The 26,055-nt window shown below is 61.2% G+C and carries 23 protein-coding genes; 11 read left to right on the top strand and 12 right to left on the bottom strand.

All coding sequences use genetic code 11. The features are described from left to right. Positions 1-100 precede the first annotated feature (100 nt). The 5 genes from norR (at position 101) to FBY02_RS02510 (ending at position 5,155) form a co-directional block, all read left to right on the top strand. A complete protein-coding gene (gene norR / locus FBY02_RS02530) occupies positions 101-1,657 on the top strand; it encodes a nitric oxide reductase transcriptional regulator NorR (protein ID WP_144922986.1) in 1,557 nt (518 codons plus the stop codon). Between the two features lie 164 nt (positions 1,658-1,821). After that, positions 1,822-2,724, top strand: coding sequence for a chemotaxis protein CheV (locus tag FBY02_RS02525; protein WP_047699646.1), 903 nt, complete (start codon positions 1,822-1,824; stop codon positions 2,722-2,724). 101 nt (positions 2,725-2,825) lie between these two features. After that, positions 2,826-3,149 carry a hypothetical protein gene (locus FBY02_RS02520; RefSeq protein WP_144922983.1) on the top strand — a complete coding sequence of 108 codons (324 nt, stop codon included), beginning with the start codon at positions 2,826-2,828 and terminating at the stop codon, positions 3,147-3,149. 80 nt (positions 3,150-3,229) lie between these two features. Beyond that, positions 3,230-3,979: a YkgJ family cysteine cluster protein gene (locus FBY02_RS02515; RefSeq protein ID WP_144922980.1), complete on the top strand. Its 750-nt coding sequence runs from the start codon at positions 3,230-3,232 to the stop codon at positions 3,977-3,979. 204 nt (positions 3,980-4,183) lie between these two features. Next, positions 4,184-5,155, top strand: coding sequence for a D-glycerate dehydrogenase (locus tag FBY02_RS02510; protein WP_144922977.1), 972 nt, complete (start codon positions 4,184-4,186; stop codon positions 5,153-5,155). A gap of 17 nt (positions 5,156-5,172) precedes the next feature. Here the strand turns inward: FBY02_RS02510 and FBY02_RS02505 are convergent, their stop codons facing one another. Further along, positions 5,173-6,075 (bottom strand): DMT family transporter, encoded by a 903-nt coding sequence (locus FBY02_RS02505; RefSeq protein WP_144922973.1) that lies wholly within the window; start codon positions 6,073-6,075, stop codon positions 5,173-5,175. Between the two features lie 138 nt (positions 6,076-6,213). Between FBY02_RS02505 and FBY02_RS02500 the strand changes: the two genes are divergently transcribed. Next, entirely contained in the window at positions 6,214-7,089 is an 876-nt protein-coding gene (locus FBY02_RS02500; RefSeq protein WP_144922970.1) for a helix-turn-helix domain-containing protein, read from the top strand. Positions 7,090-7,161: 72 nt separating this feature from the next. Here FBY02_RS02500 and FBY02_RS02495 read toward each other — a convergent pair whose 3' ends face one another. Next, positions 7,162-7,569 carry an HPF/RaiA family ribosome-associated protein gene (locus FBY02_RS02495; RefSeq protein WP_144922967.1) on the bottom strand — a complete coding sequence of 136 codons (408 nt, stop codon included), beginning with the start codon at positions 7,567-7,569 and terminating at the stop codon, positions 7,162-7,164. 484 nt (positions 7,570-8,053) lie between these two features. Here FBY02_RS02495 and FBY02_RS02490 point away from each other — a divergent pair, with 484 nt between their 5' ends. Further along, the gene (locus FBY02_RS02490; protein WP_144922966.1) at positions 8,054-8,365 is read left to right on the top strand and encodes a DUF3509 domain-containing protein; all 312 of its coding nucleotides are present in this window, start codon (positions 8,054-8,056) and stop codon (positions 8,363-8,365) included. Here FBY02_RS02490 and FBY02_RS02485 read toward each other — a convergent pair. Continuing rightward, complete coding sequence (locus FBY02_RS02485) at positions 8,362-8,862, bottom strand: phosphate-starvation-inducible protein PsiE (RefSeq protein ID WP_041022371.1); 501 nt, start codon at positions 8,860-8,862, stop codon at positions 8,362-8,364. The genes FBY02_RS02490 and FBY02_RS02485 overlap by 4 nt on opposite strands. 354 nt (positions 8,863-9,216) lie before the next feature. Between FBY02_RS02485 and FBY02_RS02480 the strand changes: the two genes are divergently transcribed. Beyond that, positions 9,217-9,480 carry a YebG family protein gene (locus FBY02_RS02480; RefSeq protein WP_144922963.1) on the top strand — a complete coding sequence of 88 codons (264 nt, stop codon included), beginning with the start codon at positions 9,217-9,219 and terminating at the stop codon, positions 9,478-9,480. Positions 9,481-9,494: 14 nt separating this feature from the next. Here the strand turns inward: FBY02_RS02480 and FBY02_RS02475 are convergent, their stop codons facing one another. After that, the gene (locus tag FBY02_RS02475; protein WP_144922960.1) at positions 9,495-10,883 is read right to left on the bottom strand and encodes a PLP-dependent aminotransferase family protein; all 1,389 of its coding nucleotides are present in this window, start codon (positions 10,881-10,883) and stop codon (positions 9,495-9,497) included. A 319-nt stretch (positions 10,884-11,202) separates the two neighbouring features. Between FBY02_RS02475 and FBY02_RS02470 the strand changes: the two genes are divergently transcribed. Beyond that, positions 11,203-12,402: a benzoate/H(+) symporter BenE family transporter gene (locus FBY02_RS02470; RefSeq protein WP_144922957.1), complete on the top strand. Its 1,200-nt coding sequence runs from the start codon at positions 11,203-11,205 to the stop codon at positions 12,400-12,402. A gap of 33 nt (positions 12,403-12,435) precedes the next feature. On the opposite strand, the gene FBY02_RS02465 is transcribed toward FBY02_RS02470, so the two are convergent. Then, positions 12,436-13,455: a Glu/Leu/Phe/Val dehydrogenase dimerization domain-containing protein gene (locus FBY02_RS02465; protein WP_041022375.1), complete on the bottom strand. Its 1,020-nt coding sequence runs from the start codon at positions 13,453-13,455 to the stop codon at positions 12,436-12,438. Positions 13,456-13,639: 184 nt separating this feature from the next. On the opposite strand from FBY02_RS02465, the gene FBY02_RS02460 reads away from it, so the two are divergent. Next, on the top strand, positions 13,640-14,443 hold the full coding sequence (locus tag FBY02_RS02460; protein WP_144922954.1) for a SirB1 family protein: 804 nt from the start codon (positions 13,640-13,642) through the stop codon (positions 14,441-14,443). 141 nt (positions 14,444-14,584) lie between these two features. Here the strand turns inward: FBY02_RS02460 and maiA are convergent, their stop codons facing one another. From maiA to hmgA, 3 genes are read right to left on the bottom strand one after another with little or no spacing between them, the layout of a single operon-like run. Then, positions 14,585-15,226, bottom strand: coding sequence for a maleylacetoacetate isomerase (gene maiA, locus FBY02_RS02455; protein WP_144922951.1), 642 nt, complete (start codon positions 15,224-15,226; stop codon positions 14,585-14,587). A 9-nt stretch (positions 15,227-15,235) separates the two neighbouring features. Further along, entirely contained in the window at positions 15,236-16,540 is a 1,305-nt protein-coding gene (gene fahA / locus FBY02_RS02450) for a fumarylacetoacetase (RefSeq protein WP_144922948.1), read from the bottom strand. A 2-nt stretch (positions 16,541-16,542) separates the two neighbouring features. Beyond that, a complete protein-coding gene (hmgA, locus tag FBY02_RS02445; protein WP_144922945.1) occupies positions 16,543-17,847 on the bottom strand; it encodes a homogentisate 1,2-dioxygenase in 1,305 nt (434 codons plus the stop codon). 116 nt (positions 17,848-17,963) lie between these two features. Here hmgA and FBY02_RS02440 point away from each other — a divergent pair, with 116 nt between their 5' ends. After that, positions 17,964-18,785, top strand: a complete 822-nt coding sequence (locus tag FBY02_RS02440) for an IclR family transcriptional regulator (protein ID WP_144922942.1) — start codon at positions 17,964-17,966, stop codon at positions 18,783-18,785. Here FBY02_RS02440 and FBY02_RS02435 read toward each other — a convergent pair. From FBY02_RS02435 to FBY02_RS02420, 4 genes are all read right to left on the bottom strand, one after another. Beyond that, positions 18,750-19,451, bottom strand: coding sequence for a hypothetical protein (locus FBY02_RS02435; RefSeq protein ID WP_144922939.1), 702 nt, complete (start codon positions 19,449-19,451; stop codon positions 18,750-18,752). The two genes, FBY02_RS02440 and FBY02_RS02435, sit on opposite strands and share 36 nt — an antisense overlap. Before the next feature lie 256 nt (positions 19,452-19,707). Then, positions 19,708-22,260 carry a LuxR C-terminal-related transcriptional regulator gene (locus FBY02_RS02430; protein WP_144922936.1) on the bottom strand — a complete coding sequence of 851 codons (2,553 nt, stop codon included), beginning with the start codon at positions 22,258-22,260 and terminating at the stop codon, positions 19,708-19,710. Between the two features lie 183 nt (positions 22,261-22,443). After that, complete coding sequence (locus FBY02_RS02425; RefSeq protein ID WP_144922933.1) at positions 22,444-23,811, bottom strand: DUF1329 domain-containing protein; 1,368 nt, start codon at positions 23,809-23,811, stop codon at positions 22,444-22,446. Between the two features lie 22 nt (positions 23,812-23,833). Then, on the bottom strand, positions 23,834-25,627 hold the full coding sequence (locus FBY02_RS02420; protein ID WP_144922930.1) for a DUF1302 domain-containing protein: 1,794 nt from the start codon (positions 25,625-25,627) through the stop codon (positions 23,834-23,836). Positions 25,628-26,055 lie beyond the last annotated feature (428 nt).

The following is a 26,055-nucleotide window of genomic DNA, read 5'->3' as shown; positions in this document are numbered from 1 at the left end:
TCGTGCCACAAATATTTTCCTTTATTTTCAGCAAGTTAAAAATAAAGTAGTCATTAAGACACGGGCGAGGATATAGTCCTTTCGACTACACGGAGTCATTATGACCGCAACCTCCCTGCTGACCTCCCTGCTGCCACTGGTAGCGGACTTGTCCCGCGAATTGCCTGAAGGCGAGCGCTATCGCCGCTTGCTCGGAGCCTTGCGCGCCTTGCTGCCCTGCGACGCGGCGGCGTTGTTGCGGCTGGACGGGGACTGCCTGGTGCCGCTGGCGGTGGACGGCTTGAGCACCGACACCTTGGGCCGGCGTTTCCGGGTCAGCGAACACCCGCGCTTCGAAGCGTTGCTGGCCAACCCGCATCCCACCCGTTTTGCTACCGACAGCGACCTGCCCGATCCCTACGACGGGCTGGTCGATGGCCTCGACGACCATCTGGAGGTTCACGATTGCATGGGCTGCCCGCTGTTCGTCGACGAACGTCCCTGGGGCCTGCTGACCCTTGACTCACTGGATCCTGAACGCTTCGAGCCCATCGACCTCAGCGCCTTGCAAGCCTTCGCCAGCCTTGCCGCCGCCACGGTCAGCGCCGCCGAACGCATCGAGCGCCTGGCCTTGAAAGCCGAAGACGAACACCGTCGCGCCGAGGTCTATCGCCAGGCCAGCGGCCAGCAACCCCGCGACATGGTCGGGCAGAGCAAAGCTCATAAACGCCTGATGGAAGAGATCAATCTGGTGGGCGGCAGCGACCTGACCGTGTTGATCACCGGGGAAACCGGCGTCGGCAAGGAACTGGTGGCCCAGGCGATCCACGCGGCCTCCAAACGCGCCGAACAGCCACTGATCAGCCTTAACTGCGCCGCTTTGCCGGACACCCTGGTGGAAAGTGAACTCTTCGGCCATGTGCGCGGGGCTTTCACCGGAGCCACGAGCGACCGGCGCGGCAAGTTCGAGCTGGCCGATGGCGGCACCTTGTTCCTCGACGAAGTGGGCGAGTTGTCCCTGACTGTCCAGGCCAAACTGCTGCGAGTGTTGCAGAGCGGCCAATTGCAGCGCCTGGGTTCGGACAAGGAACACCGGGTCGACGTGCGCCTGATCGCCGCAACCAATCGCGACCTGGCCGAAGAAGTGCGCAACGGCCGTTATCGAGCCGACTTCTATCACCGCCTGAGCGTATACCCCTTGCAGGTACCGGCACTGCGGGATCGCGGCCGGGATGTTTTGTTGCTCAGCGGTTTCTTCCTGGAGCAGAACCGCTCGCGCATGGGCCTTAACAGCCTGCGCCTGAGCAGCGACGCCCAAGCCGCGCTGCTGGCCTACGACTGGCCGGGTAACGTGCGTGAACTGGAACACCTGATCGGCCGTAGCGCCCTGAAAGCACTGGGCAGATGCCCGGTGCGCCCGAAGATCCTAAGCCTCGGCGCCCAGGATCTGGACCTGCCCCAGGCCACCGAGCCAACCTCTGAACACTCCGCTATCCACCCGGCCTTGGCGACGGCTCCCGTGACGGGAGATCTGCGCGAAGCCGTGGACGATTTCCAACGTCGGCTGATCAGCGCCAGCCTGGAACGCCATCAGCACAATTGGGCCAGCGCCGCTCGGGAACTGGGGCTGGATCGGGCGAACCTGGGGCGGATGGCGCGGCGGTTGGGGCTCAGGTAACGCCCTCAAGTTGCTCAAGTCTTGTTTATTACAAGCCGCTGCCCCGAAAATCGGAGGTCGACAGCTTTCCCCCTAAAGCCTGCCCCCAACAAGTCGATAACCCAATATCGAAAGCTGTTTTGGCGATCCTCACGTTCGCCCCACCTTTTCCACAGAAGGTTTTTATGTCTTCCAACAAAGCCCGCGCAGATTCACTTTCGCTTCTGCTGTTTACCTTGCGCAGCGGCAAGCTGATGGCAATCAACCTGCTCAAAGTCAGTGAGATCATTCCGTGCCCGCCACTGACCAAACTGCCGGAATCGCACCCGCACGTAAAAGGCATCGCGACCCTGCGTGGCACATCGCTGTCGGTGATTGACCTGAGCCGCGCCATCGGCGAGCGGCCCCTGGAAGATCCGGATGGTGGTTGCCTGATCGTCACTGATGTCAGCCGCTCCAAGCAGGGTCTGCATGTGCAGGCGGTGAGCAAGATCGTCCATTGCCTGACCACCGACATCAAGCCACCGCCTTACGGCTCCGGCGGTAACCGAGCGTTCATCACCGGCGTAACGTCAGTGGACGGCACGCTGGTGCAGGTGCTGGACATCGAGAAAGTTATCCATGGCATCGCCCCGGCGCAGATCGAAACCGCGCCCACCGAACTGAGCATGGAAGACGCCGAAGTACTGGGCAACGCACGGATCCTGGTGGTCGACGACAGCCAGGTGGCGCTGCAGCAATCGGTGCACACCCTGCGCAACCTGGGCCTGCAATGCCACACCGCCCGCAGCGCCAAGGAAGCCATCGAATGCCTGTTGGACCTGCAAGGCACGGCCGGGCAAATCAACCTCATCGTCTCCGATATCGAAATGTCGGAGATGGACGGTTACGCCCTCACCCGTACCCTTCGGGAAACGCCGGACTTTGCTCACCTCTACGTGTTGCTGCACACCTCGCTGGACAGCGCCATGAACAGCGAGAAGGCCCGCCTGGCCGGCGCCAACGGGGTACTGACCAAGTTTTCCTCGCCAGAACTGACCAAGTGCCTGATCACCGCAGCCAAGGCGGTGGCCGAGCAAGGTCACTGAGTTATACCGATGGCTCGCTTCTGCGCTCCGGCATGGGAGTGATCAGGGTCCGGCAACCTCAGGCATACTCTTGCCCTGACTTTCCGGAACGAGGCATCCCGATGAAAACCCGCACATTGATTTTCCTTGGCTTCGCTGCCCTGGCCGCCCAGGCCCACGCTTCCAGCCCGGAGGCCTGGGCCGCTTACGACAAAGCTGTGCTGGCCAGTTGCATCAAGGCCAGCGGCTTGAAGAACGCCGAACCGGTGGGCACCGCCGCGCAATTCGACGACCGGGTCGGCTACACCGCCCTGTTGCTACAAGGCCAATACCCGCAGAAACACATGAAAGGGGCGACCGGTACCGAGCTGTGCCTCTACCGCAAGAAAACCAAGACCGCCCATGTGACCGAATGGGACTCGATCCGATCCGCCACAACCGAGTAATGAGTGGCGCATAACTTGCTTCGCGAGGCTCGTCACGGCGTTTTTCTGTCGCCGTCTTCCAGTTCTCGACCGGTCGCTCAATGAATACAAGGTTTTCCTGCGTAGGCTGCGGCAAATGCTGCTCCGATCACCACGTTCCCCTGACCCTCGACGAAGCCCGGATGTGGGCGAGCGATGGCGGCCAGGTCATTGTCCTGGTGGAAGGCTTCCTACCCAATGGCCTCGGCCTGCCGATGGCGCAACGCGAGCATGCCGAACGCCGTTCCGTCAGGGTTCGGAGCGGCGGCAGCGATGCCTTCGTGGCGATCACCTTCGCCGCTTATAACGCCGGCCGTTGCCATAATCTCGACGAAGAAAACCTCTGCCGCATCTACGAACGTCGCCCGCTGGTGTGCCGCATCTATCCGATGGAAATCAACCCGCACATCCCGCTCACTCCTGCCGCCAAGGACTGCCCGCCGGAATCCTGGGAAACCGGACCGCAACTGATCGTCGGCGGGACACTGGTCGATGAAGAACTGGCCGGGCTGATCGAACGTTCCCGCCAGGCTGATCGTGAAGAAATCGCGATCAAGGACCGCATCTGTGCGGCCCTTGGGATCCGTACCACCGCGCTGAAAGGCGACGGGTTTACCGCCTATCTGCCGGAGATGGCAGCGTTCGCGGCCGCCATCGATCAGGTGCGCTTGCGGCCCACGGCGCAGGAAACCGGTGAATGGCAATTCCATCTGTCCGGGGATGACGTCGCCCGCGAGGTCATGGCCGGCGGCGCGCGAGTGGTCACAGAGGCGACCCCCGATTACGCGTTTATTTCGCTACGGGCGGCTTAGAGACGACATAAAGACCCCTTGTGGGAGCGAGCCTGCTCGCGATAGCGCTATGTCAGACAACATCAACGCTGACTGAACCGCCGCCATCGCGAGCAGGCTCGCTCCCACAGGTCATTCCAGCGCTTAACCTGCACTCCCCCCTCGCCTAACCCTCGCCGAGAATGTTAGCGTGCTTGGTATTGCCTCCAAGACGAGCCTTGCGCGATGAAAAAAACCGTACTTGCCTTCAGCCGTGTCACACCCCAGATGGTCGAGCGCCTGCAACAGGATTTCGACGTGATCGTGCCGAACCCATCGAAGGGCGACATCAATGCACAGTTCAACGAAGCTTTGCCCCACGCCCACGGCCTGATCGGTGTCGGTCGTAAACTCGGTCGCGAGCAACTGCAAGATGCCGCGAACCTGCAGGTGGTCGCCAGTGTTTCGGTGGGTTACGACAACTACGACCTGGCCTACTTCAACGAACGCGGGATCATGCTCACCAACACTCCCGATGTGCTGACCGAAAGCACCGCCGACCTGGCCTTCGCCCTGCTGATGAGCAGCGCCCGTCGCGTCGCCGAACTGGACGCCTGGACCAAAGCCGGACAATGGCAGGCGACGGTGGGGCCGCAACTGTTCGGCAGCGACGTGCACGGCAAGACCCTGGGCATCGTCGGCATGGGCAACATCGGCGCAGCCGTCGCCCGGCGTGGCCGGTTGGGGTTCAACATGCCGATCCTGTACAGCGGCAACAGCCGCAAGACCGAACTGGAAAACCAGCTGGGCGCGCAGTTTCGCGAGTTGGACCAATTGCTGGCCGAGGCGGACTTCGTCTGCCTCGTCGTGCCCCTGAGCGAGAAGACCCGCCACCTGATCGGGCAACGGGAGCTGTCGCTGATGAAGCCCAGCGCCATCCTGATCAACATTTCCCGCGGCCCGGTAGTGGATGAGCCGGCGCTGATCGAGGCCTTGCAGAACAACCGCATCCGCGGCGCAGGCCTGGACGTCTACGAGAAGGAACCGTTGGCCGATTCGCCGCTGTTCCAGCTGAAGAACGCCGTCACCCTGCCGCACATCGGCTCGGCGACCCACGAAACCCGTGAAGCCATGGCCAATCTCGCGGTGGATAACTTGCGCAGTGCGTTGCTGGGTGAACGACCACAGAACCTGGTCAATCCGCAGGTCTGGAAGTAACCCCCCTCACAGCCCATTCAGCGGGCGCCCAGTGCGACACCGGTCGCCGCTGAACGAGGCTTGCGAAATACCAGCACGTTCCCCAGCATCACCAATACCAGCCCGGCCAACGCCGGCATCGTCCACTGGTAGCCTTCGACAAACGCCGAGACATTCAACGCCACCACCGGGAACAGCACCGTGCAATATGCAGCTCGCTCCGGCCCCATGCGCCCTACCAGCGTCAGGTAAGCGGTGAAGCCGATCACCGAACCCGGGATCACCAGGTACAGCAACGAACCGATGTAGCGCAGGTTCCATTCCATGTCGAAAGCAATGCCGTTGAACAGGCACCAACCCGCCAACATCATCGCACCGTAGGCCATGCCCCAGGCATTGGTGGTCAACGGCTTGAGCCCGGCTTTTTGTTGCAGGCTCGAGAGCATGTTGCCCGCCGAAAAACACAAGGTTCCCAGCAATGCCAACGCCAATCCGAGCAGCGTCTGCGGGCTCGCTTGATGGCCGGCCAGTTCCGGCCAGAACAACAGCCCCAGCCCCAGTAACCCCAACGCACCGCCCAACAGTACATTACGGGCGATCCGTTGGCCGAAGAACACCCGGGCATTGAGGGCATTCCACAGCGTCGCCGTGGAAAACACCACCGCCACCAGGCCACTGGGAATCCACTGGCTGGCCGTGAGGAAACACATGAAATTGATGCAGAACAGGCACAGCCCCTGGGCCAGGCAGATCAAATGACCACGGCGGTTCATCACCTGCAGGCGCCGGCTGAGCAGGAGCATTGCGAACAGGATCAGGGCCGCGAGACCGAAGCGATAGACAATCGATACCGGGATGGCGACGACGCCCAGTTGCAGCTTCAGCGCAATCCAGGTGGTGCCCCAGATGAGCACGGTAAGCAGGTAAAGCGAGAGGTTCATGGTGACGGCTCCTGACAATGGCGTTCAGTGTCACGCCGTCGCCCACGGAGCACTTGCGTAAACTTGCGGTTTTGTCGGCGTGAGGCTGGCACGGGGCTTCCAACGGAGTAGGATGCAAGGCGTTGGAGATAACCGATCATGCCCACACTGCAAACCCTGCAAGTCTTCCAAGCCCTCAACAGTTCGCCCAATGCCCGCCTGGAGCACAGTGCCGAGCTCGGTGACGGCATGGCGGCCGCCTTGTGGACCAATCATCACGACGCCCGGGACTACGAGGCGCCGACCCACCACACGCTGTCCTGCTACATCGCCGGCGGCACCGGTACCTTTCGTCGCGAACGGCCCGACACGCTCGGGGCCCCTGACAAACTCTGCGTCCTGCCGGCGGACCATGAATCGGCCTGGGTCATCAACGGCGACATTCGCCTCGCCCATCTGTACTTCAGTGCCGAACAGTTCGCCCTCGGTTGCGTCACGCTGCTGGATCGCGAACCCCGGCAAGTGCAACTGCGCGAGGCGACCTTCCTCGACGATGAGCAACAGGCGCAACGCTTTCGCCAGTTGATCGCCCTGAATTGGAATGAACCCGGCGAACGCCTGCTGACGACCAGCCTGGCCCACGACTTGCTCAATCATCTGCTGCTCAGCCAGGTCGGCCAACGCCAGGGACTGCGCCTCAAGGGCGGGCTGGCCGCGCACCAGCGCCGGTTACTGGTGGACTACATCGACAGCCATCTGGCCGAGGCCATCAGCCTCGGGCAACTGGCGGCGCTGTGTGCGTTGTCCGAATACCACTTTGCCCGGATGTTCCGCGAAAGCTTCGGGCTGCCACCTCACCAATATGTGTTGGCAAGACGCCTGGCACAGGCGCGACACCTGCTGCGCAACACCTCACAACCGCTGGGCGACGTGGCACTGGCTTGCGGATTCGCCAGCGCCAGTCACTTCACCCATCGCTTTCGCCAGGCATTGGGGGCGACGCCTGGGGAGTATCGGCAGGCCTTCTTGCGCTGATGATGCTTGCCAACGAAAACGGGCCTGCAATGCAGGCCCGTTTTCAGTTGGGATTAAAGATAAAACGAGGCTTCAGCCGTGACGCGCGGCCCGCTCGTTCTCCAGGAATTCTTCCTCCAGCATCGCATCAGCCAGGGCCACGGACTCGCTCTGGACCACAGCGGCGCGTTTACCACGCAGCTTGCCGAACAGATGTTCCAGGGCGTTCTCCAGCTTCGTTGCCGCCCCCTCGATAGCGGCCTCCAGCGAACCGGCCTTGTGTGTCACGGAAATCGGCTGATGACCCTTTGGCCGGGCTTCGATCTGGCAACGCAGATCGTGGGGGCCAGGCTTGGCGCCGTTCTCATCCCCCAGATGGACCTCGACCCGTGTCAGGTCCTCCTCATAACGTTCGAGCGTGCTTTCGATGGTAGTACGTACCCACTCCTCCAGTCGGATGCTGCTTTGAATATGGTTATCGCTGTTGACTTGGATTTGCATAGTTCATCCCTTATTTCGGCTAGCTCGCCAGGGGCCTGTCGACGTTGGCGTAACGGCCCCTTGAGTACAGAGTCGGGCTGCCCGAGGAACAATTCAAGCCCCCGAAAAAGATAAATATTGATTTGCAAATAAAGCCGGACAACGGGCAAAAGCGCTGTTAATGTCGGGAGTTTCCTCGCCCCGCCATCTTTCGCAATTTGCGCACCGCACCGCACCGTCAACGAACATCCCGCCCCGAAACGGGCAACCACTGGAATCCCGTTCCAGAGCGTCGCGGGCTATCTTGCCGCGAACACTGACCGACAGTTTTTCCGGCATGTCCCTTGCTATCGTCTTGTCGCAGCGGTCGCAGGCGGCATCAGCTGATGTTTGCGTGTACCCAGCGATGGAAAACGATCATGGAATGGCCGGTGGTCCGGTATTGCGAACTTATCCCGATCACGGCCGGTCAACAACTGCACGTTCAATCAGGCGGTGACGCATCATGGACAACCCTTTTCAGATCATTACCGACGCTTTTGCGCCGCAATATCAAATCAACCTGAGCATCCAGGGCCTCGACGGCAGCATCATGCTGACCCTGTCCAGGGCCGGGCGGATCGTCGCCAAGCGCATGATCAGTGCCCAGCAGCGCAACGACCCCGAACGGCTCAAGCGCCTGGTGCAAAGCATTCAGTTCGGCATCGCCATCGAGCAGGGCCACAGCGCCGTGGCGATCCTCGAAGCCATGACCGGCGGCGACAACGTCAAGCTGCCACCACCGCGCGCTCAGGGAGCGGCCTCCGCCAGTCTCTAGATTTCTCCTTTCTCTATTTCTGCATGCTCGCTGGAACCCGCGCCGACCTTACGGTGCGGGTGCTCGATCTTCACCGACGGGAACTGCGACGACGCATAGCGCACCACCAGGATCGAGAACGCCAACAGCAGGATCCCGCCGCACAGGTAGATGATCCCCAGGTCCGGCGGGCTATGGTGGGACACGTTGGAGATCAGCAGGCGGGTCAATGCGGTGATGGCCACGTAGATCAGAAACCGTACCGGCATGTGGTTGGTCTTGAAGTAGATCCCGACCATCGCGCCCAATTCCAGATAGATGAACAGCAGCAGGATATCGTCGATCTTGATATGCCCTGCCTCGATCATCTGCAAAAACTCCATGACCGCCGCCCATGCGGTCACCGCCCCGATGGCGAACAGCGCCAGGTAGTGGAACGTCTCGACGAACAGGTTGCCCAGGGATTCGGCCAACTGATGGACGTTCTGGCGCAGGTTCTCGGCCCAGTTGATTTTCACGATGCGGTTTCCTTAGGTCGACTCGACCGATGATGCGGGTTGGACGTGACGGTTGTTCTGTATGCAGAAAAAAGGCCAGCGGCGATGAATGAGATGGCAACAAGCTGGCAACCGACACGTCCACCCCACGACAAACGTAGAAACCGGTCTACATTAAAAAGCCACTACCCAAAGGGAAAGGATTCGCTTATCCTCGCAACCTGTATATAAATACAGTGCTCACAAAAAATCGGTTTCAAGGGGCACGAGACGGAAGCAACCGTCGCACCCGCAACGTGATGCTTGGATTTTATTGATTCCGCAGCCTGGCTTCCCATGCTTGCGGCAGACATGCAAACAAACGAGAGGCCAGCCATGGCTGTTGAGATTCTGTACCGCAGTACACGTGATTTGGAGACTACGTTTTTGGACCGTAAGCTCGCTGATGCCCATGACCAGATGCTTGAATTGGCAGAGGTGCTGACCACTGTTCTGATGAAGAATGTGCAAGGCCTGAACGAGAAACAGGCCGAGGATGCGAGCATCTTCATGGCAAAAAACCGGGCGGCGTTTGCAGCAGCCTTCAAAAGCAACGCGGCCGCCCTCGGGGAACTTCTAGGTTCCGAAGGAAGCGAGTGAGCTTACTGTGGCACTCAATAGTAACGACGCGGGTCGGAATCGATCAGGCTGGCCAACTTGGTCAGGGCAAAACGCAGCTCGTCCTGGCTGGTAGGGGACATCAGCACCACCCTTACGCTTCGGCTGGTCCCGGAACGCTCAGCCTGGAACTGCGAGCCACTGAGCACCAGTACGCCGTTGGCCCGCGCAAGCATGGCGAACTCGTCGCCACTCCAGGGCTCAGGCAGCGTCAACCAGACATGGTACGCACAGGGCTGGGTCTTGAGTTCGAAGCTGGCAAAGATTTCCCGGGCAATCGCCTGTCGTGTGGCGGCTTCGTTGCGCTGGATGCGGACCAGTTTCCTGTCCAGGCCTTCGGCGATCAAATTGCTCGCCAGTTGCGCGGTCAACGGTGACGGCATCCAGACACTGCTGCGCACCATCGAGGTCAGCCGTGACAGCAGTTTCGGCGGACTGTAGAGATAACCGACCCGAAGCGCCGGCATGACCGACTTCGACAGGCTGGTCAGGTACACCGACCGCTCCGGCGCGAAGGCCGACAGCGGCTTGGTCGACGGATCGGTGGCAAGAAAGCCATAGATATCATCGTCCAGGATGATGAAATCGAACTCGTCGGCCAGCGCCGCAATCTGAGCCCGACGCTTTTGCGACATGATCGCCGTCGTCGGATTCTGGCACGTCGCCACGCATACCAGCATCGCCGGTTTCTCGCGCAGGCACAGTTCGCGCAACGCCTCGGGGATGATGCCTTCGTCGTCCATCGGCACACCGCGCAGGCGACGTTCAAGACCATGGGCCAGGGAAATGATGCCCGGGTAGCAAAGTGCTTCGCAAAGCACCAGGTCACCGGCATTGGTCAGGGCGCTCATCGCGACCATCAGGCCATGCTGGGCCCCGGCGGTGATCACCACTTGTTGCCATTGCGCATCGGGCAATGAATGGCGCAACCACTGCGCGCCTGCCTCACGATGGGCCGGGTGACCGCCGTCCGGGGCATAATCCAGGGCGCCGGCAAAGTCGACACTTTTCGCCATACCTACCAGCGCACCACGCAGCCAGTACTCCAGGGTTTCGCTGGAAGGCTTGATGATCGAGAGATCGAGCAGCTCGGGTTGCCCAAGATTCAACGATGCGGTGCCCTGGGTTGCCGGCAGGTCCGATGGCTGCTGGCTGAGCACATAGGTGCCGCGCCCCACCTCCCCTCGCACCAGCCGACGTCGATGGGCTTCGCCATAGGCCCGACTGATGGTGCCCGGCGTGACATCCAAGGCATTGGCCAATTCCCGCAGGGTCGGCAAGCGATCACCCTCATTCAGCACCCCGTTACCGATGTCGCGCGCCAAGGCATCGGCAATCGACAGGTACATCGGCTGGTTGGACTCGCTTAGCTGGGGGACCCACATGAATGATCGCTGCCATCGTAGAAATGATGAATTTTCGAGCATATCACATCGAAGCGAAGCCACTTGAAACGGAAACATTCGAATAATTGAGTCGATTGATTCGATACCCAATGATCAAGCGACGCTTATATAGCGATTCATTAAAAATAAATTTTCAATGGATTCAATTATTTAAACAGAAACTGATGCTAAACATCGCGAAACCTACGGACGAACCATTGAATCAATTCAATTCGTTGAAATACACTCACCAAGAATCGAATCAATCGACTCAATCTCTCCCCGATCACTGCGCGTTCCTGCGCCAAGTCGAGACACCATGGCCACAATCAGAAAGGATCTATCCCTGTCAGCGATCATCGCCGGCTTTATCGCCGTGATCATTTCCTATGCAGGTCCCCTCATCATCGTGTTCCAGGCAGCCAAGGAGGCACATCTGGCCGACGACGTAGTGTCCTCATGGATCTGGGCCATTTCCATCGGCAGCGGGATCACCGGCCTCTTCCTGAGCTGGCGCCTGCGTATTCCGGTGATCACCGCCTGGTCGACTCCGGGCGCGGCGTTATTGGTGTCGATGCTGCCGACCGTCACCCTGCCCCAGGCCATCGGCGCCTACGTGGTGGCGTCGTTGATCATTGCCGTGGTGGGTCTGTCCGGCGCGTTCGACAAACTGATGAGCCGCCTGCCCAAAGCCATCGCCGCCGCCATGCTCGCCGGCATCCTGTTCCGCTTCGGCGCAGAGCTGTTCACTTCGATCAAGCTGCAGCCGTCGTTGGTGTTGTCGATGATCGCGGTGTACCTGATCTGCAAGCGCTTTTCGCCACGCTACGCGATTCTGTCGGTGTTGGTGGTCGGTTGCGCGATGGCCGCCGCATCCGGGGAGCTCAACAGCGGCTCAATCACCATTGCAGTGGCTCATCCGGTCTTTATCGTCCCTGAATGGAGCTGGCATGCAATCTTCAATATTGGCCTGCCATTGGCGCTGGTGACGTTGACCGGCCAGTACGTACCGGGTATGGCGGTGTTACGGACCGCGGGCTACAACACACCGGCGCGCTCCATCATTTCGGTCACCGCGATTGGCGCGGCCCTGATGGCGCCCTTCGGCTCCCACGGTCTGAACCTGGCGGCCATTACCGCAGCGATCTGCACCGGTCGCGAAGCCCATGAGGACCGTGACAAACGCTACATCGCCGGTATCGCCTGCGGGCTGTTCTACATTCTGATGGGCATCTTCGGCGCGACGCTGGCCTCGGTGTTTTCCGCCCTGCCGAAAGAATTGATCGCCTCGCTCGCCGGTCTTGCCCTGTTCGGCGCAATCAGCGCCGGGCTGACCGGCGCCATGGCGGACGAAAAGCAGCGGGAAGCAGCCCTGATGACTTTCCTGGTGACCGCATCGGGCATGAGTTTCCTGGGGCTGGCCGCGGCATTCTGGGGCCTGATCTTCGGCCTTGTGGCGCATTTCGTGCTGACTCATACCCGGCAAAGCGAAACCGCCATCATCGCCGCAGGCAAGTGATCGTGACGGCTCAAGGTCCGCTGCGAGCCGTTTTTATCGATACAGCAAGCGCTCCGCCAATTCATCCGCCACCCGGGCCGGGGAGCGTTTCTCCGCCTGGGCATGGGCGAAGACTTCCGTCAGCCGGGCAGCGATTTTCGACAGATGGGCCGTGATGGTCGGCAGTTCTTCGCCGCGATGCTTGAGGGCGACGTAGATCAGGCCGCCGGAGTTGATCACATAATCCGGCGCGTAGAGAATCCCGCGCCTTTCCAATTGATCGGCCACTTGCAGGTTACTCAGCTGGTTATGGGCCGAGCCGGCCACGGCCGAGCAACGCAACTGCGCCACGCTGTGGCTGTTGAGCACACCGCCCAGGCCGCAGGGAGCGAGAATATCGCAAGGGGTGCTGAGCAACGCATCGTTGGCAATCGGGTGGGCGCCCAGTTGCTCCATTGCCAGTTGCACCTTGCCGGGGTCGATGTCGCTGACCAGAAGTTCGGCACCGGCCGCATGCAACTGCTCGGCCAGGGCGTACCCGACATTGCCCAGGCCCTGGATCGCCACGCGCAGGCTTTCAAGATTATCGCTGCCCAGCCGGGCCATGGCCGTGGCACGAATACCGGCAAACACGCCCATCGCCGCGTGGGGTGCCGGGTCGCCCGAGGCGGTGGTGCTGGTGACATGACGGGTCTGTTGGGCGATGCAATCCATGTCGGCCACCGAGGTTCCGCTGTCGATGGCGGTGATGTACCGGCCGTCCAGTTGCTCGATACAGCGGCCAAAGGCTTCGAACAACGCGGCTCGGCTTTCGACATGGGCCGGCCGCATGATCACCGCCACCCCACCGCCCACCGGCAGGCCGGCCAAGGCGGCTTTGTAGCTCATGCCCTGAGCCAGGCGCACGGCATCGACCACGGCACTTTCATCGTCGGGGTAGGATAGATAACGACATCCCCCCAAGGCTGGCCCTGGGCGGCTGCTATGAATGGCAATGACCGCCTTCAACCCGGTTGTCGGGTCTACGCTCAAGTGCAGCGATTCAAGGCGGGAGCTTTGCATGAGCGCAAACATCGACAGGCTCCCGAATCACTTCTGTTTGTTTCGCCAGTATAGGCGCGTAGCTGAAATTTGCTGGAGCACGCCGGAATAAGCTGCCCCGACTCTCATCTTTTCGGGCATAACCGTTACCACATCTCTCTGAGACTGGACGAAAGCCCATGGCAGAGCTAAAACGAGGCAATGTCCGGAGAGTGTGATGAAACCGCGCCAAGCCTTTTTTGAATGTCTGCACCGGTCGCCTGCGGCGCTGTTCGAAGCGGCGTTGTGGATCGCTGCCGAGCATGACCGCAACGTCGACGTACCAGCTTTGCTGAAGGATTTCAGGGATCTGCAACAGCGGGTCAGCCATGACCTGCCCCTGCTGCCCGCCGCGGAGCTGGGCCAGCCCTTGTTGCGCTGCCTGAATAACCTGGGGTTCGCCCAGGACGACTTCACACCCCTGCGTCCACGGGCAGCGCTGCTCGACAAGGTATTGGCCAGGAAGCGCGGCCAACCGCTGGCCCTCGCCCTGATTGCCCTGGAACTGGCCCGAGGCCTGGAAATACCGATGGTCGGAGTCAATTTTCCCGGCCACTTCCTGCTCCGGGTGCCCGGTGCCGATCACTTGCTCGATCCATGCGGCGGTCGCCGGCTGTATCCCAATGACTGCCGGGAACTGTTGCAACGCCAATATGGCTCGAACATGCCGCTCAAGGCTGAACACCTGGTCAGCGCCGAGCCGCTGCAGATGCTCCAGCGCCTGTCACGCAATCTACGGCAGTTGCATCTGACCAACGACGAGTACATCGACGCACTGATCGATGCCGAACGGGTCCTGGAACTGGGCAACGCCAGCGCCGCCGATTACCTGGCCCGCGCCAGCCTGTACCAGCGGCTCGACTGTCCCAATGCCGAACGCTTCGACCTGGAACATGCGCTGATGCTCAGCGACGATCCGATCCAGCGGATCCGGCTGACGGAACGTCTGGGACATCTGCCGCCGAATTCGATTGTGCATTGATCTGCAGGACTGGCAGCATTCTTGTTGACTGTCAGGCCGCCATCGCGAGCAGGCTCGCTCCCACACAGGACCGCGTGCAACGCGAACCAAAATGTGGGAGCGAACCTGCTCGCGATAGCGTCACATCAGCCAGCCCCAATCTCAGCTGGCAGGAGTATCCACCTGATTCGCCGGATGCGCTTTCTGGAACGCAGCATGGGCAGCCGCCAGCGCCGCAACACGACGAATCCGCGGATACCCTTGCAAGGACACGTTGAAACGCTCAGCCGCATACAACTGCGGGATCAGGTAGACGTCCGCCAACCCTGGCGCGGGGCCGAAACAGTAGCCTTCGTCGCCGATCAACTGCTCCACCGCCGCCAGCCCCTGGCTGATCCAGTGCCCGATCCACTCCGTCACCTGCGTTTCATCATGCCCCCACTGCCGCAGTTTGTTGAGCACGCTGACGTTGTGCAGGGGGTGAATGTCGCAACCGATCAGGGCGGCGACGCCACGTTCATGAGCTCGAACCGCCAGGTCCGGGCTGAGCAGCGGCACCTGTGGATAACGCTCCTCCAGGTACTCGATGATGGCAGGCGATTGCACCAGCAGCGCCCCCTCATCGGTGCGCAGCGCCGGTACCCGCCCTTGCGGGTTGATCGCGAGGTAGGCCGGCTGACGATGTTCGCCCCCCAGCGGTGCGATCAGGTTGACCGGCACGGCACGGTAATCCAGCCCCTTGAGTGCCAGGACGATGCGCACCCGATAAGACGAGGTGGAGCGGTAATAGGTATAGAGTTCCATGCTTGCTCCTCACCGCGCCGGCAGGATCTTGCCCCGGCATTCGCCGAAACCGATGGATGCGACACCGTCACGGCTGCAACGGGCCCGCAGGATGATTTCGTCGCCATCCTCAAGGAATTTGCGCACTTCGCCGGACGCCAGTTCGACGGGTTTCCTGCCGCCTTCGGTGATCTCCAGCAAGCTGCCGAACTGACCGTTTTCCGGCCCCGACAACGTACCCGAGCCGAACAGGTCGCCGGCCTGCAGCTGGCAGCCATTGACGCTGTGGTGTGCGACCATTTGCGCCACGGTCCAATACATGTAGCGGGTGTTGCTCAAGGTCAGGCGATGGGCCGGCAGGTTCTGCTCACGCATGGTTTCGGTCAGCAGCAGGACCTCCAATTCGATATCAAAGGCGCCGCCGTCCTGGTCACGCTTGTCCAGCAGGTACGGCAGCGGTTGCGGATCGCCTGCCGGCCGCGCCGGTTGAGGGCGACGGAACGGTTCCAGGGCCTCAGCCGTCACGACCCACGGCGAGATACTAGTCAGGAAGCTCTTCGACAGAAAAGGCCCAAGGGGCTGGTATTCCCAGGCCTGGATGTCCCGCGCCGACCAATCGTTGAGCAGGCAGAACCCGCCGATGTGGTCGGCGGCATCGCCGATGGCGATGGGCTCGCCCAGTGCATTGCCCTTGCCGATCCAGATCCCCAGCTCCAGTTCGTAGTCCAGCCGCGCGCAGGGGCCGAAGGTCGGCTCAGCCTGGCCGGCGGGCAGGGTCTGGCCCTTGGGGCGGCGCACATCGGTGCCAGACGGGCGGATGGTCGAGGCGCGACCGTGGTAACCGATGGGCACGTATTTGTAGTTGGGCAACAGCGGGTTATCGGGACGAAACAGCTTGCCGACGTTCTGCGCATGTTCGATGCCGACGTAGAAGTCGGTGTAGTCGTTGATTTTCGCTGGCAGGTGCATCTGGCAATCCGTCGCCAGAGGAAGCATCTTTGCCCCTTGGGCCAGGATCTGCTCGCGTTGCGCACTGTCTTCGCTCAGCAAGGTCAGCAGCCGTTCGCGCAAGGCCACCCGGGCATTGCGACCCAGCTCGAAAAATGCGTTCAACTGGCCGCCGCTCATGGCTTCGACGGCTTCACGCGCCGCGCCATCGAACAGGCCGGCCTGCAACGCGGCCTGCAAATCGAACACATGATCGCCAATGGCAACACCGCTACGGGGAACACCGCCGCCGACGCTGAAGATCCCCAGCGGCAGGTTCTGCAGCGGGAAATCGGCATGGCCGTTGGCGGAGGCAACCCAGCTACGGGCAGGGAAAACTTGGGTCATGATTATCTCCGGGTCGGGTCGAACGTGACGGGCAGCGAAGCCCAACAGGCATCGTAGTCGGTTTGCAGTTGCGGGCAGTCCAGGGCGAAACGGCTCGGGCGCAGCACCTGGCTGGTTTCGAACATGAAGGCCATGGTGTTATCGATTTTCACCGGGGACAGCTCGGCATTGATCGCCTTGGTGCAGGTTTCGCCGTCCGGACCATGGGCGCTCATGCAACTGTGCAAGGACGCGCCCCCCGGCAGGAAACCTTCGGCCTTGGCATCGTAGGCGCCCTGGATCAGCCCCATGAATTCGTTCATCAGGTTGCGGTGGAACCACGGCGGACGGAAGGTTTTTTCCGCCACCATCCAGCGCGGCGGGAAGATCACGAAGTCGAGGTTGGCCAGGCCATGGACGCTGGTGGGCGAGGTCAATACCGTGAAGATCGAAGGGTCCGGATGATCGAAGCTGACCGTGCCGATAGTGTTGAACCGGCGCAGGTCATACTTGTACGGCACGTTGTTGCCGTGCCAGGCCACGACGTCGAACGGCGAATGATCCAGTTCGCAAGCCCACAACTCACCGAGGAACTTCTGCACCAGCGTGGTCGGCTGCGGGAGGTTCTCGTAATGCGCGACCGGCGCCAGGAAGTCCCGTGGGTTGGCCAGGCCGTTGCTACCGATGGGGCCGAGATCAGGCAGGCGCAACGGCGCGCCATGGTTCTCGGCGAGGTAGCCGCGAGCCTGCGGATCGAGCAGCTCGACGCGAAATTTCAGACCGCGAGGCAGCACGGCGATTTCCAGCGGCGCCAGCTCCAGTATCCCCAGCTCGGTGATGATCCGCAGTCGCCCCGACTGCGGCACGATCAGCCACTCGCCGTCGGCATTGAAGAACACCCGCTCCATGGAGCGGGTGGCCCGGTAGTGAAAGATGCTGATGCCGGCGGGCTTGTCCTGGCCGGCATTGGCCGCCATGCGCACCAGCCCGTCGATGAAGTCGGTGGGGTCGGCGGGGATGTCCAACGGGTTCCAGCGCAGGCGATTGGGGGTGACCTCGCCCAGCGCCCCGCCGGCCAGTTGGTGTTCCAGCTTGACGAAAGCCGGATGGTTGGCCGATGGCCGAATGCGATACATCCAGGTACGCCGCGCCTCGCTGCGCGCCATGGTGAACGCCGTACCGGAAAACAACTCGGCGTAGAGACCATACGGGGCCTTTTGCGGGGAGTTCTGACCGGCAGGTAGCGCGCCGGGCAGCGCTTCACTGGCAAACTCGTTGCCGAAGCCCGATTGGTACGCCAGCTCGGACGCTGTGGAATCGAGGTTCATGGAGCCTCCTGAACACCTGTTGTTTTTATCGTAATTCGATTACGCATAACGTAATTTGCTCGACGACGACCGTCAAGCTATAAAGACGCCCACTCGCTCCCGGATCCAGCGCCCCCATGGAAACCCCGCTCAATAACGGTAAACAGAAAGTCCGCTCGGCCGAAGTCGGCACCGACATTCTCAAGGCCCTGGCCGAACTCTCCCCCTCCACGTCGCTGTCGCGCCTGGCCGAACACGTGCAGATGCCGGCGAGCAAGGTTCATCGATACCTGCAGGCCTTGATTGCCAGTGGGTTCGCCGAACAGAACACCGCCACCAACCATTACGGCCTGGGGCGCGAAGCCTTGCGGGTGGGCCTGGCGGCGCTGAACGGCATGGACGTGCTGCAAGTGGCCGCCCTGCCCCTGGCGGAGCTGCGGGACGACTTGAACGAAACCTGTTTCCTGGCGGTGTGGGGCAATCACGGCGCGACCGTGGTACGGATCGAACCCGCCGTGCGCGCCGTGACCGTGGTGACGCAACTGGGTTCGGTGTTACCGCTGCTCAGTTCCTCCACCGGACTGGTGTTCAGCGCCTATCTGCCGGAACGCGAAACCATCGGGTTGCGCGAACAGGAAGTAGCAGGCATCGGCAATCATGCGCTGGCCGACGACCGCACCTATGCCTCCTTGTGCGAGCAGATCCGCGGTCGAGGACTGCACCACGTACATGGCTTGCTGATGCCGGGCGTGGACGCCCTTTCCGCGCCGGTCTTCAATGCCGTCGGCCAGATAACGGCCGTCATGACCATCGTCGGCCCGACCTCATTGTTCCATGCCGATGAGAATGGCCCGGCGGCCCAACGACTGTTGGCGGCGACCCGGGCCGTGAGTTGGCGGATGGGGTATGAGTCCGGCCCGGGATCAGCCCAGCAAGTCCGGAACCATCCGGATCAGTAAGTCATTGATATGCGCGGTGGTCAGCCAAGGATGCAAATGTTCGTCGGGCCCACTGAAGGCGACAGCATGAATCGTCTGGTGACTGCCGTTCGAGTGGTAAGGAATTTCATCCTGTTCGAAATGGCCCAGTAGATATGCAGCCAGATTTTGAGAGGACGACACCACCCGTTCGCCAAAGCCGTGGATGACAAAACTGGTGACGTAGACTTCATCGAGATCCACGCCGGGCAGATGCCTGTTCAACGCCTGCTGAAGATCTTCAATCGTCAGCGGCTTGATCGTGCGCCAAGACAGATCCATTGAGGGGTTTTCGGCAAGGCCGGTCACGATCTCCATGACAATGCGTTCAAACTCGATCAGATCCAGAGTCTTTGTCCGGTCCTCGTCGGCGAAGGAATAACGCTTGCTGAACACATTGCTGAGTCCTTGCGTGTAATGAGGCAACACTTGTTCTGCGACGCAACCCAGCGCGACATCGAACAAGGTCTCGGAAGAGTGGACCTTTGCGCTCGAAACATCGACCAATGTTGTCAAGTAGTTGGCATGGGGATTGATTCCTCGGGCCTCCAGAGCCAGGCCCAACAGTACCCGCACGGCAAAGTCCACACGGGTTTTCTTGAGCGCGAGAAGCCTTTCAGAGTGAGAGGAAAACAGCTGCAGATTCATAAGCATCCTTGTTTTGTCATTTTGTTCGAACTTCCTGTCCGATCCATTATTGATATTCGCCCAGGCCGGGCTCAATTGATAAAGCGAGCGAGTAGAACAACCCCGCGTAACTTCAACAGGGTCGTTATACACCAGGGCTCGCGTTTATCGCGAAAAGGCAAATGTAAGCGTGCGTGAAGACTTGCAAACAGTTATCTCAGAACAGTGTCCTGATCGAAAAAACCGGACTTGTAATACTAGGCTTTTCGTACAGAGCCTAACCCATGACGCCCATGACCTTGGCCTTCGCCACCGCCTGGGTACGTCGCTGCACGCCCAATTTGCTATGTATCCGCCGCGCATGGGTTTTGACCGTGTGCAGTGAAATGAACAACCGCTCGGCAATTTGCTGATTGGAATGACCTTGGGCAATCAGCTCCAGGACTTCCAACTCTCGCTGGCTGAGCAAGGCTCCTTCAGCAATGACAGCCGGCTGTCCGACGGGCTCCACCGACTGCGCCCAACGCAACAGTTCCGGCTGGCGCAAGCGCAGCTCGCACAAGGCTTGCTGGGCGCGCCAACAGGCGACTCGCTCAAGGCCTTCTTGCATCAGAACACGGGCCTGGGAATGATCGCCGGACAGCCAGACGACTTCGGCCAACGCCAGATACAGCTCGGTTTCCAGCCCGTGCATGCCACAGCACTGCGCCTGGGCAATCATGACCTGCAGTCGGGCCTGCGGATCCTGCCCCCGCTGCAGATAGACCTCGGCCAATACCTGTAAGTATTCAAGCCGCGGAATCAACTCCAGAGTCGCCGGAGGCGCGTGTTTGGCCCGTGGGCCGCGAAAATGTCGCAGGACGCGGGTCAACGCTTCATGGGCCAGCTCCGGGCGGCCTTGCTGCAACCAGAACTGGCAACTGGTCTGCAGCAATACGCCACGGTACACGGTATCGGGAATATGCCGCTGCTGCATGACCCGCTCGGCTTCTCGAAGCTGCACGAACGCCTCACCGTAGTCGCCCTGGTTGGCGGCCAGGCTGGCCTTGCCGAGAAAGCCATAGAGCACTTGTTTGTCCTGGCTGTGCAAGCTCGTTTCCAGGCCCGCTTGAAACTGCTCCGCTGCCTGCTCTTCAAAACCCATGCGCAATGCCAGGCGCCCACGTCGCAGGGCAATGCGTCCCAGCAACGGGGAAAAGTCCTGACCTGGCTTTTCGAGCAACGCCTGGATCTCGCTCAGCAAATGGTCGGCCCGATGGGGCGCGCCGCGTTGCTCCAGCAATTGGGCGTGATCCAGCTCCAATAACCCCTCGAACACCAGCGAGCCTTGTGCACGCGCCAGGCACAGCGCCTGGCGATTGATCCACTGGGCCGACGCCAACTCGCCCTTGAGCAACGCCTGCTGTGTCAGTCCCGACTGGCACAGCAGCCGTGAAGCCCAGGCCTCCGGATCCAGGCTGCTCTGGGCTTGCAGAAAATGTTCGTTCGCCTGATCCCCCTCACCTGCCAGGTGCCATAGCCAGCCACTGAGGACCTGCCACCGCGCGACCAATTGGCGCTGCTGGCACGCCTTGGGCTGGGGCGCAAACCTGGCCAGTTGTTCGATACACGCCGATGCCTGGTCGAAGCGTCCGGCGAACAGCAGCGCGGCGGTAACCAAACCCACCGATTGCGGCGTACCCAGCGTCAGCGCTTCACCCTGTCGATCATGCAAGTCCAGTAACAGCACCACGGTGCGACGCTGCAAGACGTGCTCGAAATTCAGGTGTTGCAAGAGGCTGACGGCGGTTTCGAACTCTTCAGCCAGCATTGCCTGCTCGAACGCCATGGGCCAATCCTGCTCGGCCGCGAACCACTGGCAGGCCCGTCGATGCCAGGAGCGCCCTTGCGGCCACGGCTCCTCACGCACCAGCCGGGCCAGGGCCGGGAATATCTGCAACCAGTCCGAAGACTGTTCCCACGGCTCGATAAAGCACCCCAGGTCCAACAACAAGGGAAGACATTCCGCCCCCACCGTGTCACCGAACAAATGCTCGCACAGCCGCGCATTGAATCGCGGCAGATGGGCCAGCACGCGCCAGGCCTGTGCCAGGTCCGGGGTCAGCGCGCTGAACAACTCGTGTTCGAGGTAATCAAGCAAGGTGCCGGGGCGTCCCGTCGATGCGTGGCGGCGTGCCCACTCGCAACGCTCAAGCAAGGCGATGCGCACGCCCGCGCACCAGCCACCGCTGCGCTGTATCACCTCGCGGGCCGTACGGGCCGCCAGAGGACCGGGAAGATGACCGAGCAACGGTTGGATATCGTCAAGGCTGAACACCAGCGCCTTCGCGTCGAATTCGTGCAGTTCGTCATCGAGCAACAAGCGCAACCAGTTACAGTGTGGACGCCGACGGCCATTGAGCCACAGGTGCAGCGCCGGGCTGCTGGCGTTCAGCAGACGGTCGAGAAACTGGTCCAGCTCGGGATTGGGTACCCGGCAATAATCATCCAGGAACAGCCAGGTCGGCGTTTGCAAGCGCGCCAGATGGGACAACAGCGCCGCCTCCTCCAGCACCGGCAACCCGAGGGTCTGCGCCAATTGCTCGCACATCTGCTTCGCGTCCAGCGCCGCGCCCCCCAGCGGCAACCAATGCAACCGAGATCCAGCGGGAGCCTGCAGGAAACACTCGGCGAACAGCGCACTCTTGCCACTGCCCGCCGGCGCGCAGAGCAGCTTTATCCGTGCTTCGGACGTGAGCAAGGGCTCGCTCAGAGACCGGCGCGGCACATGCGTCGAAGACAGGCGCGGCAGCAATCCAGGACGGTCCGGACACGGGGTCATGGCGGTCATGTGTGAGGGTCCTTTTTATTGTTGTCTCATCACCCTAGTCCTGTGTCACCGACCTTTGGAGAAGTATTCAGCGCGCTGATCGCGGCCCATAAGGAAACGACCGGAGGGGTACCCTTGTGGCGAGGGGATAAATCCCCTAGCCACAGATAAATCCCCTCGCCACAATCAGAAGACCACCGAGGCTTAACGAACCCCACTCGAACGTAGCGCCGCCGGCGTGTAGTCGGCTGCCCTGGCCTCGAAACCATACTCATAGCTGTGCTTCTCTTCGTTCTTCATGCCCAGCGCAATGTAGCGGCCGGCGATGATGTCGTAGAGCGTCTCGAGGGTGTAGGCGGGGTTCTGGTGGTCGTAGTAAAACTGCGCATGCCCTTCGGCCACACGCCACAACTGGCCACGGCCGTCGTAGTGATCCACCAGCGCCGCCTGCCAGCTGTCTTCGTCGAAATACATGTGGCGCTTGGCATAGATGTGCCGCTCGTTGGGCTTGACCGTACCGATCACTTCCCAGACCCGGTGCAACTCGTAGCGGGTCAGGTCCTGGTTGATGTGGCCAGCCTTGATCACGTCGTCGTACTTGAGGCTCGGTGAATCGAGCTTGTAGCTGTTGTACGGAATGTACATTTCCTTCTTGCCGACCAGCTGCCAGTCGTAGCGGTCCGGTGCACCAGAGAACAGGTCGAAGTTGTCGGAAGTACGCAACCCGTCGGCGGCGGTGCCCGGGCCGTCGTAGGCCACCTGCGGGGCGCGGCGCACACGGCGCTGGCCGGCGTTGTAGATCCAGGCCAGGCGTGGCTCCTTCACCTGATCGAGGGTTTCATGCACCAGCAGCACGTTGCCGGCCAGGCGTGCTGGGGCGGTGACTTCCTGCTTGAAATAGGTCAGCACGTTGCTGGCTTTTTCCGGGTCGGCGTCCTTGATCAGGGCCGGCACAGCAGCTTCCTCTTCGAAACGGATCGGCGTGAAGCTGCCGTTGGTCTGCGGTGTGGCCTGGGTGATGATGCGCCGCAGGTTGCCACCGTGATAACGGGTGATGTGGTTCCAGATGACTTCCACCCCGTTCTTGGGAATCGGAAACGCGTAGTAGCGGTTGCCGGTGAAATTGGCCAGGCCGTTACCGTCGTTGATCGCCGTGACATTGAGCGCACTGCGCTTGGCCGATTCGTAGATTTCCGGCGGCAGCCCTACGCTGCGATGGGTCGGATAGACCGGGATCTTGTAGGTTTCCGGGTAGCGCTTGAACATCGCCACCTGGCCTTCGGAAAGCTTGTCCTTGTACTTGTCCACCGTCGCGGCGGTGATGATGAACAACGGCTTCTCATTGGCGAACGGATCCGCCAGAAAGCCTTTGCTGTCCACGGCACCGGCGTTTTTCGGGATACCACCGGTCCAGGCCGGGATCGAACCATCGGCGTTACCGGCTTTCTCCGCGCCCAGCGGCGTCAGGCTGGTGCCCAGTTTGTTCGCCTCGTCCGGCGAAACCGCCGCCATCACGTTTGCGGCCAGCAGGCTCAAAGCCAGGGCACCGCATTGCAGGATCATCTTGCGCATAGGGTTTTCCTTGTCAGCCAGATCAGAAGTTCACGCCGAAGCTCAACGCGAGGAAGTCGCGATCCTTGAGGACGTTGTAATCGCCGCCGAAAAAGTCGGTGTAGCTCAGGCTGGCGGTGTAGGTGTTGCGGTAGTCAGCATCGACGCCGAGGCTGACGGCCTTGGCACCTTCGTTGAACAGGCCGTTGGGACCGTAGCCGGCCACGTCATGGGACCAGGACAGGTTGGGTTTGAAGTTGATGCCGGCAACGACGTTGGAATAGTCGAGGATCGCCCGGGCGCGATAGCCCCATGAGGTGGAGGTGACGAAGCCATCGGTGTCACCGTTGAAGCCGTATTGGCCGTAGACCGAATCGCGGCCGTAACGCAGCTTGTCCTTGGACTCCAGCCCGCCGACATGTACCACCGCCGCCTCGCCCACCAGGGTCAGGCGATCGGCGCCCAATACCTGGTCGAAGAAGTGGGTCATGGTGCTCTGGATCTGGGTGATTTCCTTGCGGCGGTAGCCGGTGTTGTCGGCGCCCGCCCTGGTTGCTATAGGTGAAGCTGCGCCGCCGGCAATCGGGTTGAGCAAGGCCAGGGTCAGGTCGTTGGTATTGAGCTGTACCGGAGCGTTGGGGCGATAGCTGATTTCACCGGTCCATGCGGTGCCGGTGGGCAGCGTGGTGGAGAAGCTGGCGCCGTACAGGCGGATGTCCTCGGGGTATTCGAGGTAATACTGACCGCGGCCGAGCATGACGCTTTGGGCCAGGCCGGCACCGCTGCCTGGAGACAGGCCGTTGGCAATCGCAATCATTCCCGGCAAAGCCGCCAGAGTGGAGGCGCCCGCCGTCGTGGTACCGACAGTAGGCGTGCGACTGTGATAATTCATGAAGTACAGGCCGTATTCGGTGTCATCGCCGAGCCAGCGCAACGCCGTGCCCCACTGCCCGGAGTCACGGGCATCACGGTCGCCGCCCCGAGGAATGACCACGCCTTCGCTGGTTACTTCGATACCCTGGCCGAACGCCTGGGTCAGCGGTACGAACGGCGCGATAGCCGGGCTGCCCACGGTATAGCCGCTGGTGCAACCATCCGCCACCACGTCATTGCCAAAGAACGTGCCGCAGTTATCGACCACCGTCTGGTCCCACTCAAGCTGGTAGAAACCCTCGATGGTGAGCTTGTCGGTCAGGCCCTGGGAGGCGAACAGCATGTTCACCGGGATCAGGCCTTCCTTGATCTCGGCACCCGGACGGCGGAACGCGGACACGTCCACCGGGTTGATGCTGTTGATGGAGTTACCGATGAAGGTACTCTCGCCCCAACTGACCACCTGCTTGCCGGCGCGCACGGTGCCCGGCAGATCGGCAATGGAATAGTTGTGATAGACGAAGGCGTCGAGAAGCTCCGCACCGGAAGACTTGGCACCTTCCTTGCGATTGCTGTCACTGATGTCCTTGAACGGACGGCTTTCGTCCTTCAGCTCGAAGTCATACCAGTACTTGCCACGCACGAACACGCCGGTATCACCGTACTTGAGTTCGAGGTCGTGCAGCCCTTTGAAGATTTTCGAGAACGTCTCGCCCTTCTTGAAATTCAGCCGCCCATCATCACCGGTGGAAGACTGGCCCCTGCCGCCGTTGACCGTGCCGATCAAATCCTTGTCGGCATCGCTCATGCCCCAGCTCGCGCCCACGGACAGCGAGGAGTCGAACTGACCCTCGATCTCGCCAATGTTGAATGAGACGGCCTGGGCCTGGGCACAGCAACCCAAGGCCACCGCAACGGCCAGCGCCTGCGGCTTGAAGATGGCGCGCATTGTTATTGTTGTCATGCGTCTTCCCCGATGAGTGACAGAGACTTCACCCTACTGCCGCCGGTCATGGGCGATAAGCGCACCAAGGAGGTATTCACGCTGTCGCTCGAAAGGATTAGCGCCCGCACAGGACGGGGCTTTGCACACGCCATGAATGGGCTGGATAGTGGCCCATCAGTGCTATGCATGTTCGGCGCCTCGTTTCGACTGTTGCGCGCGCCGTAACAGTGCATGTCCGGATCCGGTCTGTTTCCCGATGCGCCCGATCCCTATGCTGGCCGGGCTTCCAGGGTAACGGGCCTGCAAGCCCCCGCCATGGCATCCCTCACGCCTGGCACACCGTCATTCGGATGGATTGCGTATCGGTCCATCATCCCGTGTTTATCGACGTTGGTTTGTGGCTCCTTTGCAACGTCATGTTTAGGCCGCTGCTTTTTGCAGCGGCT

The organism is Pseudomonas sp. SJZ078, from assembly GCF_007828255.1.
Classification (GTDB): Bacteria; Pseudomonadota; Gammaproteobacteria; order Pseudomonadales; family Pseudomonadaceae; genus Aquipseudomonas.
Note: the sequence above shows the minus strand (reverse complement) of the source record. Positions and strands in the feature narration are given on the sequence as shown.

Excerpts from the sequence above, each read along its gene's own strand:
- FBY02_RS02520 (WP_144922983.1), top strand. The coding sequence starts at position 2,826 with ATGAAAACCCGCACATTGATTTTCCTTGGCTTCGCTGCCCTGGCCGCC.
- FBY02_RS02500 (WP_144922970.1), top strand. The coding sequence starts at position 6,214 with ATGCCCACACTGCAAACCCTGCAAGTCTTCCAAGCCCTCAACAGTTCG.
- FBY02_RS02465 (WP_041022375.1), bottom strand. The coding sequence starts at position 13,455 with ATGTTTGCGCTCATGCAAAGCTCCCGCCTTGAATCGCTGCACTTGAGC.
- FBY02_RS02435 (WP_144922939.1), bottom strand. The coding sequence starts at position 19,451 with ATGAATCTGCAGCTGTTTTCCTCTCACTCTGAAAGGCTTCTCGCGCTC.
- FBY02_RS02490 (WP_144922966.1), top strand. The coding sequence starts at position 8,054 with ATGGACAACCCTTTTCAGATCATTACCGACGCTTTTGCGCCGCAATAT.
- norR (WP_144922986.1), top strand. The coding sequence starts at position 101 with ATGACCGCAACCTCCCTGCTGACCTCCCTGCTGCCACTGGTAGCGGAC.
- FBY02_RS02470 (WP_144922957.1), top strand. The coding sequence starts at position 11,203 with ATGGCCACAATCAGAAAGGATCTATCCCTGTCAGCGATCATCGCCGGC.
- FBY02_RS02505 (WP_144922973.1), bottom strand. The coding sequence starts at position 6,075 with ATGAACCTCTCGCTTTACCTGCTTACCGTGCTCATCTGGGGCACCACC.
- FBY02_RS02440 (WP_144922942.1), top strand. The coding sequence starts at position 17,964 with ATGGAAACCCCGCTCAATAACGGTAAACAGAAAGTCCGCTCGGCCGAA.
- fahA (WP_144922948.1), bottom strand. The coding sequence starts at position 16,540 with ATGACCCAAGTTTTCCCTGCCCGTAGCTGGGTTGCCTCCGCCAACGGC.
- maiA (WP_144922951.1), bottom strand. The coding sequence starts at position 15,226 with ATGGAACTCTATACCTATTACCGCTCCACCTCGTCTTATCGGGTGCGC.
- FBY02_RS02510 (WP_144922977.1), top strand. The coding sequence starts at position 4,184 with ATGAAAAAAACCGTACTTGCCTTCAGCCGTGTCACACCCCAGATGGTC.
- FBY02_RS02420 (WP_144922930.1), bottom strand. The coding sequence starts at position 25,627 with ATGACAACAATAACAATGCGCGCCATCTTCAAGCCGCAGGCGCTGGCC.
- FBY02_RS02475 (WP_144922960.1), bottom strand. The coding sequence starts at position 10,883 with ATGTGGGTCCCCCAGCTAAGCGAGTCCAACCAGCCGATGTACCTGTCG.
- FBY02_RS02525 (WP_047699646.1), top strand. The coding sequence starts at position 1,822 with ATGTCTTCCAACAAAGCCCGCGCAGATTCACTTTCGCTTCTGCTGTTT.
- FBY02_RS02460 (WP_144922954.1), top strand. The coding sequence starts at position 13,640 with ATGAAACCGCGCCAAGCCTTTTTTGAATGTCTGCACCGGTCGCCTGCG.
- FBY02_RS02495 (WP_144922967.1), bottom strand. The coding sequence starts at position 7,569 with ATGCAAATCCAAGTCAACAGCGATAACCATATTCAAAGCAGCATCCGA.
- FBY02_RS02480 (WP_144922963.1), top strand. The coding sequence starts at position 9,217 with ATGGCTGTTGAGATTCTGTACCGCAGTACACGTGATTTGGAGACTACG.
- FBY02_RS02425 (WP_144922933.1), bottom strand. The coding sequence starts at position 23,811 with ATGCGCAAGATGATCCTGCAATGCGGTGCCCTGGCTTTGAGCCTGCTG.
- hmgA (WP_144922945.1), bottom strand. The coding sequence starts at position 17,847 with ATGAACCTCGATTCCACAGCGTCCGAGCTGGCGTACCAATCGGGCTTC.
- FBY02_RS02515 (WP_144922980.1), top strand. The coding sequence starts at position 3,230 with ATGAATACAAGGTTTTCCTGCGTAGGCTGCGGCAAATGCTGCTCCGAT.
- FBY02_RS02430 (WP_144922936.1), bottom strand. The coding sequence starts at position 22,260 with ATGACCGCCATGACCCCGTGTCCGGACCGTCCTGGATTGCTGCCGCGC.